The sequence below is a fragment of the Niveispirillum sp. GW835-FHT14G11 genome (genome assembly GCF_058793615.1).
Genome location: NZ_JBXAFZ010000010.1, coordinates 116579 through 134079 on the forward strand (window position 1 = coordinate 116579; position 17501 = coordinate 134079).

The following is a 17501-nucleotide window of genomic DNA, read 5'->3' on the forward strand; positions in this document are numbered from 1 at the left end:
CGCCTATGATCGCAGCGCGTACAGCGCCACAAAGGCGGCGGGAGAGAGCACCTCTATTTCTTCGAACGGGTTCAAAACCAGCAGATCATCGTCACCGGTCACGATCACATGGGCATTCCCCGCAACCGCCGCCTCCAGGATATGATTATCCTTGGGATCACGGCACGCCCGGATGGTCCGTGTCGGCACCACCCGCAGCCCCGCTTCCAGATAAGCAGCCAGGAACTTCTGGCGGGTGACCCGGGACGCGTACCTGTCAAATTTCTCCCGCATCAGGACGTCGGCCAGTTCACGTGCCATAGCGTCCGAATAGAGCATGAGGACACCCGACCGCCCGGCAATGTCGAAGCAATCCCGGATAGGACCCGGGCGCGGCCAGAGCACATGGCTGAGCATGATATTGGTATCGAACAGGACAAAGAGGGGATCGGCAGCCATGCGCTTGGTAGATCAGGGCCGCTTGCGCGCCCGCCCGAATATCCGCGCGAACTCCCCATCCTTCATCCCGGTGATCTCGGCGATATCCTCAGGCTCCAACCCGGCCTGGGCTGCCTCCGCACCAAGCTGTTTGGCGGCCTCATTGAACGCGCTGGAACGGCGCTGCACGATCACCGTGACGCGCTCACCCGGCTTCACGCCGGCACCGATCATCTGCATTCCGACATTTTCCGGGGTCACGTCGATCAATAGCGCGTCCGCCATGCTGTCGCCCTCCGTGTGGCTCTCCCCACTATAGGTCAAAAACCGCCCAGGAAAAGGGGCCCGAAGCGCCCCACACCTCACTTCCCGTACCGCGCCACCACCGGTGAATACAGGTCCCAGACCTGGCGGTCGCGCACCGACCGCAGCAGCTTCACATATTCGGCGTGGCTCCAGGCCAGCGGCGTGGCGCTGTTGGTGCCCTCACCGGCCGTATAGCCCTTGGGCGCCACCCCCACCCCGTCCCAGACCTGCTCGGGGATCATCAACCCGTCATTGGCAAATTTCTCCATGCCCCGCACATAGGTCATGCGGATGGCATCCAGGTCAGCGGCACTGGCCCCACCCGGCTTGGCATTGGCCCGCGCCAGCGCGTAATGGCCACGCTCACCGGTGAAGATCGGCCAGACCCGGCCGCGCTGACCCGTGGCCATGCCACCTTGCAGCGGCCCGATGCCGTAATTGGCGCCGTTGGACGCATCCTCGCCATAGCCGTCATTGCCATAGCGGCGCCAGCCCGGATATTCGCGCGGATCGCCTTCGAACCTGAACAGATACTTCACCCGCCAATGGTCGTTGATGCTGGTATCGTCCAGCTCCGCCAGGCTCTCCACGATGCTGGGCGCGTCCGCACGGCGCACGCCATAGCGCACCAGTTCCAGGAAGCCCGCATCCAGATAGGCATCCTCCTGGCCCGCCTCCTGCCCGTTGCGGATCAGCAGCGGGCTCTTGTCGTTGGGATTGTCGTTCTGGGTGATGCGCAGGAAATAGCGCCCGTCGCCATGCCGGCCGCTGGTGGTGAACATCAGCGCCTCGATGCGGGCGTTCACCGCGTCGGCGGCGGCGCGATAGGCCTTGGCATCATCCCCCTGCCCGACCTTTTCGGCGATTTCACCGGCCGCCACCAGGCCGGCCACCAGCGCCGCGGTGGTGGAGGGGGAATAGCCTTCCTGCTCCTCCCAGCGTTCCTGCTGGGTGCGCGGCGGGGTCACGGTTTGCTTGTTCCAATCGACGCCGACCGTGCCGCCCTTGACCAGGAAATCCGCCGCGGGCTTCAGCAGGCTGGCATACATGGCCTTCAGCGCCGCATCGTCCAGCACGCCGGCCTGCCACAGCTTGTAACCCAGCATGATCGGCATGGCCGTCTGGTCCAGCTGCACCGCCACCCATTCGCGCGTGCCGTCGACATGGGTCTTCTGCAGGAACCAGCCCTTGGCCCCCGTCGCCCCCTTGGTGGCATCCGATACCTGGATGGTCTTCAGATAGTTGAAGGCCGCCAGCGGCGTGGCGCTGTCGCCCAATGCCAGCAGCGCCATGGCGCATTGATAGAAATCGCGCGGCCACACCGCCTTGTACCCGGTGGCCAGCTTGGACGCATCCACACTGTCGCCCCAGGGGGCCGACAAGGATGCGATCAGGGCGCCGGCATAGGTCTTGTCCTCCTGCGCCTTCAGCACCAGGGCGGACACGAACGCCAGGCTGCCGCCATCCGTGGCCATGGCCGCCAGATCCTTCAGCGGCGCCAGACCGTTGATATAATCCTCCCAGCCCACGGCCGCGCCCTCGCCATTGTAGCGGGCCAGCGTCGCCGCATAGCCCGCCTTCAACGTGGCATCGGCCGCCGCATTGGCCGCCGCACGGTCGGCCCCGAACGCCACGACGATGTCATAGGTCGCCGTCTGCCCCTCCGCCACCGCCGGCAGCTCGCCCGCCAGCGCCACATTGCCGGCCCTGGACCCGGTCGTATCATATTCGGTCAGCACGCCCCCGGCGCGCAGCCGGGTCAGCCCGTCGGATGTGCCGACAAACCCGACGCTGGCTTTGGCGAAGGGCTGATCGGCCTTGATCACCAGATTGTGCGCGCCCTCCACGGCGTTCAGCGACCCGCCCTTGGTGTCGGCCTTGTCACCGATGCCGGTGCCCGCCATCTGCGGATCGGCTAGCAGCACCGGGGTGATGGTGCCCTTCAGCGCCCGGAAGATCGAACGGACCACCAGCACGTCACGGTCGGGATCGGTGAAGATATGCTTCTCGATCTCGTACCGCCCAGCCTTGTCGCGGTTCACCACCCGATAGGCCAGCGACAGCGGCCGCCCGGCCGCATCCTTGTGCAGGTAATCGACCGCCGTATCCATGTCGTCATATTCGGTATGGACGAAGCCCTCGCCCGTCACCGCGAACTGCAATTCCCGCAGCTGCGCCTCATGGATCAGGCCCTGCATGGTCTCCGTCACCACGCCATGCGCCAGGGAGAACCACACCTTCGAAACGTCACCAGTCACGCCGCCATCGGCATAGCGCCCCTGGACATAGGCCTCAAACGAGGTGCCGATGCCCTGCTTGCCGGAATAGGACAGGGTGGGCACGGCCCCCGGCGCGCCCGGTGCCGTGGCACCCAGCGCCGTTCCGGTCAGCAGCATAGCGCCCAGCGTGGCACCAAGGGTACGTGTGGCGTTCCGCAAGGTCCTGTTCATGTCTCTCCCCAACGTCCGGATATTCGGCCCCGGCTGGTCATCGCCGGGCGTTGGAAAGATTAGTCAGGCATCGGGGCCGGCTTTGTCGGCTGAATACGTATGTTGTGCGGCGCGAAGAAATACGTATGCACCGCCCCTCCCACCGGGAAGGGCGGATTTTCCAGTCCCCTACCTGCTCATATCCAGCACGAAGATCTGCCCGATCTCCAGCACCTGTTTGGCCGCCGCCAGTTGCAGCCCCAGCACGGCCTTGCCCGGTTCCACCGACAGGTTGGACACGCCCGTGGCCTCATACATCTTCCATTCAGGCCCGATGGCCAGCATCCTGTCGCCGAATCCGCTATAGGGTGCCTCCCCCAGTTGCAGGCGCAGGCCCAGTTTGCCCTGCTTGTCGGGCGTGTCGGCCGATACCGTGCGCGCCCAGAAGGCCACCGTGACGGCCTGACCCGGTGTGAAGCCCGCCGTCAGGGGCACATTGACCCCGATACTGTGCGCGGCATCCGATGCGGCCGGCGATGTCACCTGCAACGCCACGCCGCCGCCGACGCCCGGTGTCTTCACCCGCTTGTTCTTCTGGCCCTGGCCATAGACGGTCCAGTCCAGGCGCGTGGGATCATTCATCAGCTTGCCCGGCAATTGCGCCTGCAACGCCGCCAAGGCAGCCTCATCCGCGCGCACCGGCACCGCAATGATACCGCCCGCCAGCAGGGCAACCGCCACCGCCGGCAGGACCCAACCCTTCCTGCTCATTCTTCCTCCCTTTCCCGGTATTGGCACCGGGTTCTTTGGTGGCAACAGTAAAGCGCCGGCGGTGATGGTGATCAATGGGAAATGTGAGCGCTATCATCTGTTGTCGCCATGACTTTGTTTACAGGTTTTTCGCCTCCCCGGCGCAAGCCGGGGCCCAGGGGCCACAAGATCAAACCTCAAAGCTGCCCCGACCAACGCTGCCGACAGATCGGGCGCTTGGCCCCTGGGCCCCGGCTTGCGCTGGGGAGGCGAATACTATGGTTTTTAACTAATAAGTGATTTATGAAGAGAACGACAATCTTAACTTGTTCACAGCTCGCAGGCCTGACACACTCAATGTCGTCCATGTCCACCCCGTGACCGCTAACATTGACAGCGCTAACAACCCTCACCGCCGCCCCAGCCTCTCCACGATCCGCGCATGGCGTCGGAAATCCAGGCGGTAGTCGCGCATGATGATCATCGCCGCCAGGATGCCCAGCAGCGGGATCACCCCCATGACCACGCGCAGCCCCATCTCCGATCCCCCGCCCCCGGCCTTGGTCACCTCGAACCCGTGGAACACCGCCGCCATCAGCAGGCCGGACACGCCCAGCGCGGCCTTTTGCAGGAACGCCGCCAGGCCGAAAATCTTGCCCTCGTCACGGCGGCGGAACCGCCATTCGCTCCAATCCACGGTGTCGGGCAGCATGGCCCAGATGCAGACGGCATAGGCGGTGTGCCCGGCGCAGGCCAGGGCCAGGGGCAGCAACGCGCTCCAATAGCTCCAATGCGGCATCACCGCGAATCCAAGGCTGCCGAGGGCGAACAGGGTGCCGCCGACCATGAAGCCCGTGCGCTTCTCCGTGCGGCGGATCAGCCAGACCCACAGCGGCACACAGGCCACGTTGATGATGCCGAACAGCGCCATGGCCTGGTCGGCCCGCCCCATATCCCCAATGCCATACTTGAAGAAATACAGATAGTTGCGGGCCTGCAGCGGCACCATGGCCTGGGAGATCAGGAGGCACAGATAGAGCTGCACCGTCGGCCCGCCGCGCCGCACCAGCGCCAGGAACCCTTTCAGATCGTCCCACACCCGCACATCCCGCTCCAGCCGTGCCGCCGCCACCGGCTGTTCCCGCACCATCAGGAAACAGGCCACGAAGGCCAGGGCCGACAAGGCCCCGATGATCGACGCGGCGATGGCATAGCCCCGCGCCGCATCCCCGTCGGCGAAATTCTTGGCCAGCCAGGGCATCATCCAGGACACCGCCGCCCCGCCGCCAAAGGCGAACAGCATGCGCCAGCCGGTCAGCGACGTGCGCTCGTCCGCATCACTGGTCATGCGCGCCGACAGCGATGAATAGGGGATGGCCACCACCGTATAGGCCGTGCGCAGCAGCATATGCGTGCCCAGCGCATAGGAAACCGCCGCCGGCCCCACCAGACCGGGCGCGGTGAAGGCCAGGGCCGAACTGGCGGCCAGCGGCAGGGCACCGAACAACAGATAGGGCCGGAAACTGCCCCAGCGCCCGCGCGTGCGGTCGGCGATCAGCCCCATGACCGGGTCGGCGATCCCGTCCCACAGCACGGCCACGAAGAAGGAGATGCCGGCCCAGACCGGCGACAGCCCCATGACTTCCGTCTGGAAAAAAGTCAGGAACAGGGCCATCCCCTGCCAATGCAGGTTCAGCCCGAAATCCCCCAGCCCATAGCCGAACTTCCGGCCCAGGCCCAAAGCGCCCGCCTTACGCTCCACGTCCTTGTCCTCCCAGGGACATGCCGGTAGCGGTGGTTTCCACCTGTCTCCGGCACTTGTTCTTGGAACCCACCTGAACATACGGGCGGCGTTCCTGCCAAGGGCGTTTACGAAATTACCCGAACCACCCCCTTTTCCTGTTGCATCGTTACGGTTTTCGGCGGAAAAAAGGGCCGTTAACGCAAATCAATGTCGACAGCGTTGTCAATTTCTGCGACATGTCGGACAAAAGTAAATCCATGGGAGGTCGCCTTGGCGCAGTCCGGTCCTATTGCCGCATCCGGGGGGGACGGTACGTTCCCGGTCGCCCGTTCGATGCTGCCTTTTACCTTCATGCTGTTCTTCGTCGTGGGGTTCGTGACCGTGCTGGTCGACCCGCTGGTGGCGAAGTTCAAGGCGGCCTTCAGCCTGGGCTATGCCGAGGCGATGCTGACCCAGTTCTGCTATTTCCTGGCCTATTTCCTGATCTCCCTGCCGGCCAGCCGGGTGCTTGACCGCCTAGGTTACCTGCGTGGCGCCATTGTCGGCTTCGTCACCGTCGGCCTGGGCATCCTGCTGTTCGTCCCGGCCATCGAGATCGGGCAGTACTGGGTGTTCCTGGCCGCCCTGTTCATCATCGCCAGCGGCGTGACCATGATCCAGGTGGTGATGAACCCGCTGACCTCGGGCCTGGGACGGCCGGAGACGGCGCCGCAGCGCCTGACCCTGGCCCAGGCCTTCAACTCGGTCGCCACCTTCATCGGGCCGCTGCTGGCCGGTGTCATCATCTTCGACGCGGTGACGGAAGTGGTCCCGGCCGGCGAAGGCTCCGCCACCACCATGCTGCGCGTGCTGGAGACCCCGTGCATCGTGCTGGCCGGCATGATGTTCGCGGTGGCGGCCTTGTTCTGGGCGCTGCGCGGCAAGGAAAAGGTGGTGCGGCGGGAAACCACGCACTGGCACATGCCGTCGCTCACGGAAAATCCCCGCCTGGCCCTGGGCGCGCTGTGCATCTTCGTCTATGTCGGGGCGGAGGTGGCCATCGGTTCGCTGATGATCAATTATCTGGGCCTGGAAAGCACCCTGGGCCTGACTGAAGAGCAGGCGACCAAGTATCTGGCCTTCTATTGGGGCGGGGCCATGGTCGGCCGTTTCGTCGGCTCGGCCGCCATGCTGAAGATCGCGCCGTCGCGCGTGCTGGCCTTCTGCGCCATCATGACCACATTGCTGGCCGCCGTGTCGGGCTTCACCACCGGCCCCTTGTCGGCCTATGCGGCCATCGCCATCGGTCTGTTCAACTCCATCATGTTCCCCACCATCTTCTCGCTGTCGGTGAAGGACATGGATGACCAGACGCCGGCCGCCTCGGGCCTGCTCTGCCTGTCCATCGTGGGCGGGGCCATCGTGCCGGTGCTGACGGGCTTCCTGGCGGACGCCACCAACCTGCATCTCTCGATGATCGTGCCGGTCGTCTGCTACCTGGTCATCGTCGCCTTCGGCCTGATGTGTGCCAAGGGCACGCTGGAAAACGGCTACGGCCGCATCCGGTAACTGTTAGCGATACCCGGGTCCATCAAAACCCTTGCGGCTTTTGATGGACCCGGAGCGCGTTTATGCCGACAATTGCGCCGGTCCAACCGGGAGTTCTTCTGAAATGGCGCAGCCGCATCGCAAGCCGACGATCAACGACGTCGCGGCCCTGGCCGAGGTGTCGATCAAGACCGTCAGCCGCGTCATGAACAAGGAACCCAACGTCCGCGACGTGGTGCGCGAGCGCGTGCAGAAGGCCATCGCCCAGCTGGGCTACCAACCTTCCTTGTCGGCCCGATCACTGGCGGGCGAACGCTCCTTCCTGATCGGCCATTTCTATGGCGATACCGGCGGCCAATATACCCACGATATCCAGCTGGGCATGCTGAACCGCTGCCGCGCGGCGGGATACCATCTGCTGATCGAGGAAATCGCCTATAACGCCCCGGATGTGGAAGAGCGGGCGGCGGCCCTGGTCAATCAGGTGCGCATGGCCGGCGTGGTGCTGACCCCGCCGGTGACCGACAATCCCATCGTGCTGAACGTGCTGCAACGGGCCGGTGTGCCCTATGTGCGCATCGCGCCCGACCGCGACATCGACACCTCGCCCATCGTCCGCATCGATGAATGGAAGGCGACGCGCGACCTGACCGAGCATCTGATCGGCCATGGCCATACCCGCATCGGCTTCATCAAGGGCAAGGCCCAGCACGCCGCCACCCGCCTGCGCTATGCCGGCTTCTGCGAGGCGCTGGCCGATCATGGCCTGGCCCCCATGCCCGACCTCATCGAGGTGGGGGAGTTCAACTATGTCTCCGCCATTCCCGCCGCCAAACGCCTGCTGGAACGGGCCGACCGGCCCACCGCTATCCTGGCATCGAATGACGAGATGGCGGCCGCCACCCTGGCCGTGGCCCATGGCATGGGCCTGTCGGTGCCGGCCGATCTGTCCGTGGTCGGGTTCGATGACATGCCCATCGCCAGCATGGTCTGGCCGCAGCTGGTGACCATCCGCCAGCCGGTGATCCAGATGGCCGAAGCCGCCGCCGATATCCTGCTGGAACTGATCAAGCGCAAGGATGCCGGCGTGTGGGAAAACCCGATGCCCCATCGCCAGCTCGACCATTCGCTGATCATCCGCGGCTCCACCGGACCCGCCCCCGGACAGCCGGGGGCGGCCCTGCGACCCGTACGCAGCGCCTGACTGACCCTCTCTACCCTTTCACCCCTCCGCCTGCCTGGAACGACCATGACCGACGGTACCGCCCCCTTCCTGATCGCCGATATCGGCGGCACCAATGCCCGCTTCGCCCTGGTGGGCCCCATCGGCGCGCCCTATGCCGAACAGGTGCTGCGCTGCGCGGATTATCCCACGCTGCAGGATGCAGCGCTCACCTATCTGAAGATCCAGGATCTGGTGGGCAAGGTGCAGGCCGCCACCTTCGCCGTCGCCTCCCCCGTCACCGGCGATCTGATCCGCATGACCAACCTGGCCTGGGAATTCTCCATCAAGGCCGTTGCCCATGACCTGGGTCTGGCCCGGCTGGACCTGATCAATGACTTCACCGCCGTGGCGCTCGGCATCCCCGAACTGACGCCCGATGATTACACCCAGGTGGGAGAGGGCGAACCGGTGGCAGGTTCCCCCATCGGCGTGCTGGGCCCCGGCAGCGGGTTGGGCGTCTCGGCCCTGGTGCCCGACAGCGCCGGCCATTTCACGGCCCTGGCGACGGAGGGCGGCCATGTCACCATGGCCCCCATCACCGACCGCGAAAGTGCGGTCCTGGGCCAGTTGCGCAAACAGTTCGAACATGTCTCGGCCGAACGCCTGGTCTGCGGCCCCGGCCTGGTGAACCTGTACGAGACGCTGTGCTTCCTGGACGGTGTGGAACCGGAAAAGCTGACGGCCGCCGAAATCTCCGACCGCGCGGTGGGCAAGCGCGACGCGGTGTGTGTGGAGGCGCTGGACATGTTCTGCGCCATGCTGGGTTCTGTGGCCGGCAACCTGGCCCTGTCGCTGGGCTCAAGAGGCGGCATCTTCATCGCCGGCGGCATCATCCCGCGCTTCATGGCCTGGTTCCAGCACAGCCGCTTCCGCAAGCGCTTCGTGGAAAAGGGCCGCATGCGCGCCTTCCTGGGCCCCATCCCCACCTATGTCGTCACCCACCCCTACCCGGCCTTCTTGGGCCTGGCGGCGCATGTGCGGCGGGGGAAGTGAACGGATCAGAGGCGACAAGGCCGTAATCCTTTCTACGCAGAACGCATCACCTCGATTGTGTGACAAGGGTGTGTGACATCACACGGTGCCAAAGGGTGAATTCCACCCTAGCAATCGGCCTGATCCTGGGGGCAATAGCGCTCGCATTCAGATAGAGTCTTCCATGACTTTACAGGCACGGAAACTTGTCATATTACTAAAAACTCTTTGAAGCGCTCTGGTGAGGGCATGTCGATGCAATGGGCGATCAGTCTAGCGCAAAAATTTGGAAAATATATATACAGTGAAATGATTGCACCGATGATATTTTTCAGCATCCTGGTAATTATCATTTTTTCATTTATTGGCATATGCAGAGCAGCCGGCGCCATAGGCTGGTATTTTACAGGAATATCTATTCTTATAGGCCTAAATTATTATTTTTCCTCATCAGTAATTGGAAAAATAAACAGCGGACGCATAACCAAGCGTTTGATATTGTCTTCTGTTCTCTTAATCTCATTACGGCGAACAAAATTCATCCTCGCTCTCTCCACCCTCCCCATCATTATTCCATTATGTCTTTTCAATATCTCTGAGTTCCCTGAAAATTACCTTGAATATTTCTCCATTTTATCATCTGCAGTAATAAATATTTCTGGCTTTACTGAGTCGCTATCATTTGGAGCGGGTTGGGTTTTCCTCACCGCGGGTGGCCTCATCATTCTGATGCCGACTTTCATTCAATGGCTTCGCGTGGAGCGCAGTGCCCTCATCAAAATGGGCAGAAACACAGTCATAGCCTTGAATGCAGCCTCCTTCATCTCCGGTTTCACATTCTTTTCCCATGCAACCATTCCAACCATACGCTCCAAATGGGAGTATTTCACCAGCCTCAAAATCGAGACATCCGTCAACCAATCCATTCGCCATGAAGTCGCGACTGCACTCATGGATCAAATATACAAAAACCAGGAGAATTTCCAAAAATTCATTGCATCAGCGATCCTTGCTTCGGCCGCAGCTAACTTGGCAACTGACAAGATCAAGTATGTCATCCTTGACAGTCTGCGACAAAACCAACCAACAATCGGTCACTATGTCTTCGACAATTCCAGCACCATTATCGAGATTCCGGCACACCAGATCAGTGAATCGATTACCCCACCCCAAACAGTTCGGGAGCTGGAGGAAATTGTCGAAAAATATCAGGCACAAAATGTAAACATCATTGAAAAATACAGAAACGCCCGTGAACTACTTGGCTCTGCGATTTCAACGGGAATAAATACCACGCTTGGACCGATAAATTACAATCTAGACATGATCCTCGACGATTTCGTGGACACCCTCACGGATTCCACCTTGAGGACGATGACACCAGGGGATCGGGCATCGATTGTCGCGTCGGTCTTGAAAATGGATGCGGAATTCAGCGATCTTGCCACTGAGCGGATCACCACACGATATCCGGATAGCTTCTTCGAGCAGCATCTCTCCCCTATTCGGCAGGTGGATGTGGAAGGCTTGAAAACGGTCGAAGCCGCCATGATCCACCCCTTGCCGGCAGGGCGGCCAACAAAGCTCCCCACCCATGTCGATGATGTGCCCGGTAAGGTACCGAAACTGAAGGTCAAGTGGCCGCTCTGAACAGGCCTCCCTACCCCGCCACCCCCATCGACACGATGAAGATCACGAACGTGATGCTGGTCATCAGCGTGATGAACAGCAGCGCCACCGTCCGCCACAGCGCCCCGAAATTGGACAGGCGATAGGTGCCGCGCAGTTGGAAGAACATGTGCACAGGCGGGGCGAACACGATCAGCGACCCGATCAACCCCTCCCATCCCGGTGCGAACTTGATCAGCACGGAGATGAAGATGAATAACAGCGACATGAAGGACAGGGAATAGAGCGAGAAGATGGCATGGTCATACATGGCCACGCCGCGCTTCCAGAAGAACAGCAGCCACAGGAACGGCAGGGAGATGGGGATCAGTAGCCAGGAAAATTTATAGGCCGTGTTCTGCATCTTATAGAGCAGCAGTTCCGGGTTCTTCAGCTTCTTCTTGATCTTCTCTTCCAGCTCCGGATTGCCGATATTGATGTTCAGATCATCCCCGAAATTACGGGTCAGGACCTCCGACAGGTTCTCCGTGACGACCGGGCCGCCCGTGACGATCGTCGGCATATCCGGGACCGCCGCCTTCTCCCCCTCCTTGGGCGGGACGGGCGGGATCAGGGCGACGCCGGCGGCTTCCAGCGCCGCATCCATGGCCTCCACCGATTTCTGCGCGGTCTGCAGGCGGCGCTGCGCCCGGTCACGCCGGCGTTCCTCGCTCTGCGTGTCCTCCCCGGCCTCGCGCGCCTGGGTCAGTTCCGTGATCGCCTCGTCCAGATCGGCCTGCGCTTCGGCCAGCCCGTCGCGCGCCTCTTTCACCGCTTCCTTCTGCTGCTCGATGGGCAGGGCCACCGGCACGTTGGTGCTGACCCCCAGCAGGGAGAAGGACATGAACATCACGAAGACCGTGAACAGGAACATGGCCATGGGCGTGACATAGCGCGCCCGGTGGCCATGGATGTAATCATAGGTCAGCTTGCCCGGCCGGAAGACCAGCATGGGCAGGGTGCGCCAGGCCTTGCTGTCGAAATGCAGGATGCCGTGGAAGAATTCCTCCACGATATGCAGCATGGAGCGATGCAGATGCCCCGCCTGCCCGCAGGCATGACAGAAATCGCCCTTCAGCAGGGTGCCGCAATTGGCGCAAGTCCCGTGCGCACCATGCCCATGCCGCCCACTTTCGCCCTCGATGGCCGCCGCCGCCAGCCCGGCCGTCGTCATCGCGCCGACCGCCTCGATCCCGTCCGTCATGCATAAGCCCCCCGACCCCGGCCTCCCCGGCCCTTGGGTGGCAGCCTGCCAGCGTTGCGGGTGCGAGATCAAGCGATCACGTACTGATTTCGCCGTACGCCTCTATCCTCGTCATCCCGGCGAAAGCCGGGACCCAGGGGCCGCAGGAATAAACGTCTCGGCGGTATCGATCAAAATGGGTTGAAATGTCGGGCACGCTGCCCTGGGTCCCGGCTTTCGCCGGGATGACGAAAATTTGGAGCGTGCTGCAAGCGGTCACATAATTCTTCAGCTCACCTTAGGGTCCAGTTCGACATCCTGTCCCTCGCGCAGCCGTTCGGCCCCGCGCGTCACGGTGCGGTCGCCGTCGCGCACATCGCCCGTCACCTGCACCCAGTCGCCGATGCTGGTGCCGGTCTTCACGGTCACGCGCTCCGCCTTGTTCTGCCCATTGACCTTGAACAGATAGGTGCCGTCGCCGCGCAGCACCAGCGCGTCGCGATGCACCGCCACCACCTGTTCCGCCGTGGCCGAGGGCAGGCCGACCCGCACGGCCGACCCGACGATCCAGTTCTGCTCCCCCCTGGGCAGGGCCACCCGCACCTCGAAGGTGCGGGACTGCGCCTCGCCGATGGCGATGATGCGGGTCACCTTGCCACGCGTGGCCAGCCCCTCGACCTCCAGCGACACCTCGCTGCCCTCGGCGATGTGGCGGGCGATGGAGACGGGGGCCTGGGCCCGCACCTCCACCTGGTCCACGGCCACCAGACGGGCCACCTTGACGCCGGGTGCGGAATATTCACCCAGTTCCAGCATGCGCTCGGCCACCTGGCCCGCAAACGGCGCCTTGACCACGGTGCGCTCGATCTCCAGCGCCGTGCGGTCGCGGCTGGCCTGGGCGCGGACAAGATCCTGGGCCAGCACGTCGCGCTTGCTGTTGGCCTCCTCCAGCTTGGTGATGGTGGCCGTGCCGCGCTCGGCCAGCTGGCGCTGGCGGTCCAACTCACGCTCCTGGAAAATCAACTGGCTTTGCAGGCTCTTGATCTGCGCCTCATACTGGCGCAGTTCCAGGCGCAGCAGCCGGTCATCGACCCGCGCCAGCGCCTCGCCCGCCGCCACCTTGGTCCCGGCTTCGGCCACCCAGGTGACGCGGCCCGACACTTCCGCCGCCACGTCCGCATCCTGGCGCGACATCACGCTGCCCGGCACCTGCAGCACCGGCGCCATCTGGCGCAGGCTGGCGGCCTCCACCTTGACCTTTGCCGCCGGCGGCGGCGCCTGCTGGGCCGAAGCCGGCAGCACGAGGGCACCCAGCAGCAGGGCGGCGGCGATCTTGTGCGGGATGCGGTTCATGGCGACCTTCCGTCTCGGGCGGGCGGGGATATTGCACCCTTGTAATCAAAACGCGGTTAACTGCGGGTTTCGATATGTAACGGGTGTGTAAAGGCGGAAAATAGGCAGGGATGATGATTTCCTCGGCCCCCGCACAAACAAATAATCGCCTCCCCGGCGCAGGCCGGGGCCCAGGGGCCACAAGCCCTACCTCTCAACAGCGTCCAGCGAGGCTGCGTAAAGGTTGGACCCTTGGCCCCTGGGCCCCGGCTTGTCACCGGGGAGGCGTTAAAGGACTGGAAGATCGGCGTCGATTATTCCGCCGCCAGCCGCGTCACCTTCGCCCCATAATCGGGCGCCGGCTCTGCCTGCGCCTTATCCTTCTCGCCCAGCCGCAGCAGGGCCGGCAGCAGCAGCAGGGTGAAGACCGTCGACACGGCCAGCCCGCCCGTCAGCACCGCGGCAATGCCGCGATAGATGACGCTGCCCTCGCCCGGCACCATGATCATCGGCGCCATGCCGGCCACGGTGGTCAGGGTGCCCATGAAGATCGGCTGGATGCGGGCGCGCAGGGCCATATGCACGGCTTCGGCCCTACCCTTGCCCTCCGCCTCGCACATCCGGGTCTCATCGACCAGCAGGATGGCATTATTGACCACGATGCCCAGCAGGATGATGAAGCCGATCATGGTCAGCAGGTCCAGCGGCTGGAACGTGAACAGGTTGGTGAAATCCAGCAGCGCCAGACCGCCAACGGTCGCCAGCGGGATGGAGATCATCACCATCGCACTGTCCTTGGCCGACTTGAACAACAGCGCCATCAGCAGGAACAAAAGGCCGAGCGCGATGATGAAATTCTTGCCCATCGCCGCCACCGTGGCGTCCAGCCGGTCCGCCGACCCGCCATAGCGCAAGGTACCATCCGCCGGCAGGAAGGCCCGCAATTGCGGCTCGATATCCCGCTTCAGCATCACCATGACATCTTCGAGCGCGATATTCTCGCCCGGCTGAAGGTTCAGGGTGATGGTACGGCGGCCATCGACGCGGGTGATGCCGGACGGCCCCACCTCGCGCGACACGGCGACCAGCTGCCCCAGCGGCACCACCGCACCCGACGGTGTCGCCACCGGCACCTGCTCCAGCTCCTCCGGCCCCGTCCATTCGGGCGAGCGCAGGATGATGTCCAGCCGGTTCTGCCCGTCGAAATGCTCGCCCAGCCACAGACCATCGCCCAGCGCGCGCACCACCTGGCCCACCTGCACGCGGGTCCAGCCCACTTCGGAGATGCGGCGGTCATTGGGCATGACGGTCAGCTGCGGCTGCGCCATTTCCGGATTGGGGTTGGACCAGGATTGCACATCGGGCAGCTTCTCGCGCAGCAGGGCCAAGCCCTTGGTCGCCGCCTCCGACAGGGCGGCCGGATCGGACGATTGCAACAGGATGGAGACATTGCCCTCCGCCCCCAGCCCGCCGAACAGATTGCCGCGGTTGGGGAAGCCCTGGACGTCGGGGAACCCGGCCAGGATCTCGTTCTTGACGATGCCCATCATCTCGTCCAGCCGCTCCGGGTCCTCCAGCCGCACGGCGATGGACCCGCCGCCCGGCCAGCCGATGAAGTAGAAATTCTTGGCCTTGGGCTGCTTCTCACCGGTATAATAGGGCATGAACCGGTCGACCACGACCTTGGCCACCTCCTCCTTCGCCAGATCGACGGAGGTGCCGACGGGGAAGTTCAGGAAGGCATCCACACTGTCGCGCTTCACGGGCGGCAGGTACGACATGGACGGGAACAGCAGGTACGACCCGCCCAGCGACAGGGTGACCAGACCGGCGATCACCGCCGCGCGTTTCCGGTTGTTGCTGGTCAAATCCATGATGCGCAGCGACAGCCATTCCACCCACTTCGCTTCGCCGCCCATGCGCGGTGTCACCTTCATCAGCTTGGCCGTGGCCACCGGCAGGACGGTGGCGCAGACGATCAGGCTGATGGTGACCCCCACGGCGATGGTCAGCGCCAGATCGGCGAAGATCTGGCCCTCGACCTCGCGCATGAACACGATGGGCACGAAGGTGATGACCGTGGTGGCGGCCGACGCGAACAGGGCGGAGATCACGCGCCGCGTGCCCTCGTGGCTGGCCTCGTCATTGCCCATGCCGCGGTCGCGCATGCGCACGATGTTCTCCAGCACCACGATGGCACTGTCGATCACCATGCCGACCGCAAAGGCCAACCCGGCCAGCGAAATGACATTGATCGACCGCCCCGTGATGGCCAGCACGGCGAACAGCGACAGCAGCGAGATGGGAATGGTCATGGCGACCAGCAAGGTCAATTGCGTGCGCCGCAGGAACAGCCACAGCACGGCCACGGCCAGCACGATGCCCGACACCAGATTGCCGGTCAGCAGGCCGATGGCGCTCTCGATATAGACCGACGGATCGAAGCTCTGATTGTTGGTCAGGCCCTTGCCCGCCATCTCGCCATCGCGCAAGCTCGCCATCAGCGCCTTGACCTCGGTCAGGGTGGCCAGGACATTCGCCCCCTCCCGGCGGATGACGCGCAGGCCGATGGCCTCATTGCCATTCTGATAGCTGTACTGCCATTGCCGGCCCAGCTGCACCTTGACCTCGGCCACGTCGCCCAGCTTCACCGGCCGCCCGTCACGCCATTCCAGCACCAGATCGCTGAACTGTTCCGGCTTGAACCGGCCCTTGTAGCGGACGGTATAGATGCGCCGCCCATCATCGACGAAGCCACCCGTCACATCCTGCGCCCGGCCGACCAGGCCCGACACGGTGGGGATGGTGATGCCGTATTGGGCCATCTTGAACGGGTCGAAGATGATCTGCACTTCCTGCTGCGGCGCCTCGGCCTGCCCGCCGAAATCCACCCGCGCCACGCCCTGGATCGCCTCGATCCGGGGGATCACATCCTCGATGATGTAATGATACTGGTCGGTCAGGATGCCCGGCGTCCCCGGCAGCTTCTGCACGAAATAATAGATCAGGGTCTCATTGGCATTGTCGCCCCCACCCATGATCAGGCGCGGCGGGTCCGCATCGGCGGGGCGGGACGGGATGCGGTTCAACCGGCTGATGACATCCAGCATGGTCTGCTGCATGTCGGTGCTGGCATCGAACTCCAGGCTGACGAACGCGCCGCCGGGATTGGCGAAGCCCTGCATCTCGGTGACGCCGGGCAGGCCCTTCATCACATCCTCGATGGGCTCCAGGATCTCGCTCTCGATCTCCTGCGGCGACGCCGCGCGCCACGACGCCTCGATGCCCAGCGTCGGCTGCTTGACCTCCGGGAACAGCTGCACCGGCAAGGTCAGGATCGACCAGACCCCCAGCCCCAGCACCAACAGCACGGCAACGGCCAGCGCCGCCGGATTGCGCAGACCCAGTTTGATGATATCCATGGCCGACCCCTACCCGCGGGAATTTTGGAATTCTGGCACGGGCGGTTACGGCCGTCCGAAGACCGACCCGCCCATGGGACCACCATAGGCGGGGGCTTGTAACGTGTCTGTGGGGCTTGGTTAATGGAATGTGGAGATTTGTAACGGGGCGTTACATTGGGGACATCCGGGCGACAATGCCTGTGCGCCCGGGTGCGGGAGAGGGGGACCAAGGCCGGGCCGTGAGTGGATGGGTGGGCTCTCGGTCAGGTCGCACAGAAGGCATGAACATTCAACTTGTCCACCAACCCTTGGTTTGACGGACAAGCGATGGCAGAGGGGGATTCCGCGAGGCGATACAGTGCCTGCAGTGACGATACCGTCGCCGAAAACACTGGCCCAGAGGCGAAATCGCTATGGATAAATGGAAAATAAACCCGATACCTTGGAACGGCTGCATCCATGCCGACGTCCAGCACCGAGGGGTTGACCGCCATCATTGATAAAATCTTCAATGACAGGGTCCGGTCGTACGAACACCGTCAGT

General features: G+C 63.4%; 13 protein-coding genes. 4 read left to right on the top strand and 9 right to left on the bottom strand.

The window, feature by feature from the left end:
• Window positions 1–3: 3 nt before the first annotated feature.
• The 5 genes from AC1Q7F_RS19025 to AC1Q7F_RS19045 form a co-directional block, all read right to left on the bottom strand.
• Window positions 4–438 carry a putative toxin-antitoxin system toxin component, PIN family gene (locus AC1Q7F_RS19025; RefSeq protein ID WP_492509722.1) on the bottom strand — a complete coding sequence of 145 codons (435 nt, stop codon included), beginning with the start codon at window positions 436–438 and terminating at the stop codon, window positions 4–6.
• Between the two features lie 12 nt (window positions 439–450).
• Window positions 451–702, bottom strand: a complete 252-nt coding sequence (locus AC1Q7F_RS19030) for a hypothetical protein (protein ID WP_492509724.1) — start codon at window positions 700–702, stop codon at window positions 451–453.
• Window positions 703–779: 77 nt separating this feature from the next.
• Window positions 780–3173 (bottom strand): glucan 1,4-alpha-glucosidase, encoded by a 2394-nt coding sequence (locus AC1Q7F_RS19035; protein WP_492509726.1) that lies wholly within the window; start codon window positions 3171–3173, stop codon window positions 780–782.
• A 168-nt stretch (window positions 3174–3341) separates the two neighbouring features.
• Window positions 3342–3923, bottom strand: coding sequence for a hypothetical protein (locus AC1Q7F_RS19040; protein ID WP_492509728.1), 582 nt, complete (start codon window positions 3921–3923; stop codon window positions 3342–3344).
• 388 nt (window positions 3924–4311) lie between these two features.
• Complete coding sequence (locus tag AC1Q7F_RS19045) at window positions 4312–5664, bottom strand: MFS transporter (RefSeq protein ID WP_492509730.1); 1353 nt, start codon at window positions 5662–5664, stop codon at window positions 4312–4314.
• 315 nt (window positions 5665–5979) lie between these two features.
• Here AC1Q7F_RS19045 and AC1Q7F_RS19050 point away from each other — a divergent pair, with 315 nt between their 5' ends.
• The 4 genes from AC1Q7F_RS19050 to AC1Q7F_RS19065 all read left to right on the top strand — a co-directional run bounded on the left by AC1Q7F_RS19050 (window position 5980) and on the right by AC1Q7F_RS19065 (window position 11020).
• On the top strand, window positions 5980–7194 hold the full coding sequence (locus AC1Q7F_RS19050; protein ID WP_492509732.1) for a sugar MFS transporter: 1215 nt from the start codon (window positions 5980–5982) through the stop codon (window positions 7192–7194).
• 103 nt (window positions 7195–7297) lie between these two features.
• Window positions 7298–8377 carry a LacI family DNA-binding transcriptional regulator gene (locus tag AC1Q7F_RS19055; RefSeq protein ID WP_492509734.1) on the top strand — a complete coding sequence of 360 codons (1080 nt, stop codon included), beginning with the start codon at window positions 7298–7300 and terminating at the stop codon, window positions 8375–8377.
• Window positions 8378–8422: 45 nt separating this feature from the next.
• Window positions 8423–9391, top strand: a complete 969-nt coding sequence (locus AC1Q7F_RS19060) for a glucokinase (protein ID WP_492509736.1) — start codon at window positions 8423–8425, stop codon at window positions 9389–9391.
• Window positions 9392–9619: 228 nt separating this feature from the next.
• Window positions 9620–11020, top strand: a complete 1401-nt coding sequence (locus AC1Q7F_RS19065) for a hypothetical protein (RefSeq protein ID WP_492509738.1) — start codon at window positions 9620–9622, stop codon at window positions 11018–11020.
• Window positions 11021–11030: 10 nt separating this feature from the next.
• Here the strand turns inward: AC1Q7F_RS19065 and AC1Q7F_RS19070 are convergent, their stop codons facing one another.
• The 4 genes from AC1Q7F_RS19070 to AC1Q7F_RS19085 all read right to left on the bottom strand — a co-directional run bounded on the left by AC1Q7F_RS19070 (window position 11031) and on the right by AC1Q7F_RS19085 (window position 17454).
• Entirely contained in the window at window positions 11031–12242 is a 1212-nt protein-coding gene (locus AC1Q7F_RS19070) for a DUF3667 domain-containing protein (RefSeq protein ID WP_492509740.1), read from the bottom strand.
• Between the two features lie 267 nt (window positions 12243–12509).
• The gene (locus AC1Q7F_RS19075) at window positions 12510–13574 is read right to left on the bottom strand and encodes an efflux RND transporter periplasmic adaptor subunit (protein WP_492509742.1); all 1065 of its coding nucleotides are present in this window, start codon (window positions 13572–13574) and stop codon (window positions 12510–12512) included.
• 293 nt (window positions 13575–13867) lie between these two features.
• Window positions 13868–16975 carry an efflux RND transporter permease subunit gene (locus tag AC1Q7F_RS19080; RefSeq protein ID WP_492509744.1) on the bottom strand — a complete coding sequence of 1036 codons (3108 nt, stop codon included), beginning with the start codon at window positions 16973–16975 and terminating at the stop codon, window positions 13868–13870.
• 245 nt (window positions 16976–17220) lie between these two features.
• Window positions 17221–17454, bottom strand: coding sequence for a hypothetical protein (locus AC1Q7F_RS19085; RefSeq protein WP_492509746.1), 234 nt, complete (start codon window positions 17452–17454; stop codon window positions 17221–17223).
• Window positions 17455–17501: the final 47 nt, after the last annotated feature.

Excerpts from the sequence above, each read along its gene's own strand:
- AC1Q7F_RS19070 (WP_492509740.1), bottom strand. The coding sequence starts at position 12,242 with ATGACGGACGGGATCGAGGCGGTCGGCGCGATGACGACGGCCGGGCTG.
- AC1Q7F_RS19080 (WP_492509744.1), bottom strand. The coding sequence starts at position 16,975 with ATGGATATCATCAAACTGGGTCTGCGCAATCCGGCGGCGCTGGCCGTT.
- AC1Q7F_RS19065 (WP_492509738.1), top strand. The coding sequence starts at position 9,620 with ATGTCGATGCAATGGGCGATCAGTCTAGCGCAAAAATTTGGAAAATAT.
- AC1Q7F_RS19060 (WP_492509736.1), top strand. The coding sequence starts at position 8,423 with ATGACCGACGGTACCGCCCCCTTCCTGATCGCCGATATCGGCGGCACC.
- AC1Q7F_RS19030 (WP_492509724.1), bottom strand. The coding sequence starts at position 702 with ATGGCGGACGCGCTATTGATCGACGTGACCCCGGAAAATGTCGGAATG.
- AC1Q7F_RS19055 (WP_492509734.1), top strand. The coding sequence starts at position 7,298 with ATGGCGCAGCCGCATCGCAAGCCGACGATCAACGACGTCGCGGCCCTG.
- AC1Q7F_RS19050 (WP_492509732.1), top strand. The coding sequence starts at position 5,980 with ATGCTGCCTTTTACCTTCATGCTGTTCTTCGTCGTGGGGTTCGTGACC.
- AC1Q7F_RS19075 (WP_492509742.1), bottom strand. The coding sequence starts at position 13,574 with ATGAACCGCATCCCGCACAAGATCGCCGCCGCCCTGCTGCTGGGTGCC.
- AC1Q7F_RS19085 (WP_492509746.1), bottom strand. The coding sequence starts at position 17,454 with ATGATGGCGGTCAACCCCTCGGTGCTGGACGTCGGCATGGATGCAGCC.
- AC1Q7F_RS19035 (WP_492509726.1), bottom strand. The coding sequence starts at position 3,173 with ATGAACAGGACCTTGCGGAACGCCACACGTACCCTTGGTGCCACGCTG.
- AC1Q7F_RS19025 (WP_492509722.1), bottom strand. The coding sequence starts at position 438 with ATGGCTGCCGATCCCCTCTTTGTCCTGTTCGATACCAATATCATGCTC.
- AC1Q7F_RS19040 (WP_492509728.1), bottom strand. The coding sequence starts at position 3,923 with ATGAGCAGGAAGGGTTGGGTCCTGCCGGCGGTGGCGGTTGCCCTGCTG.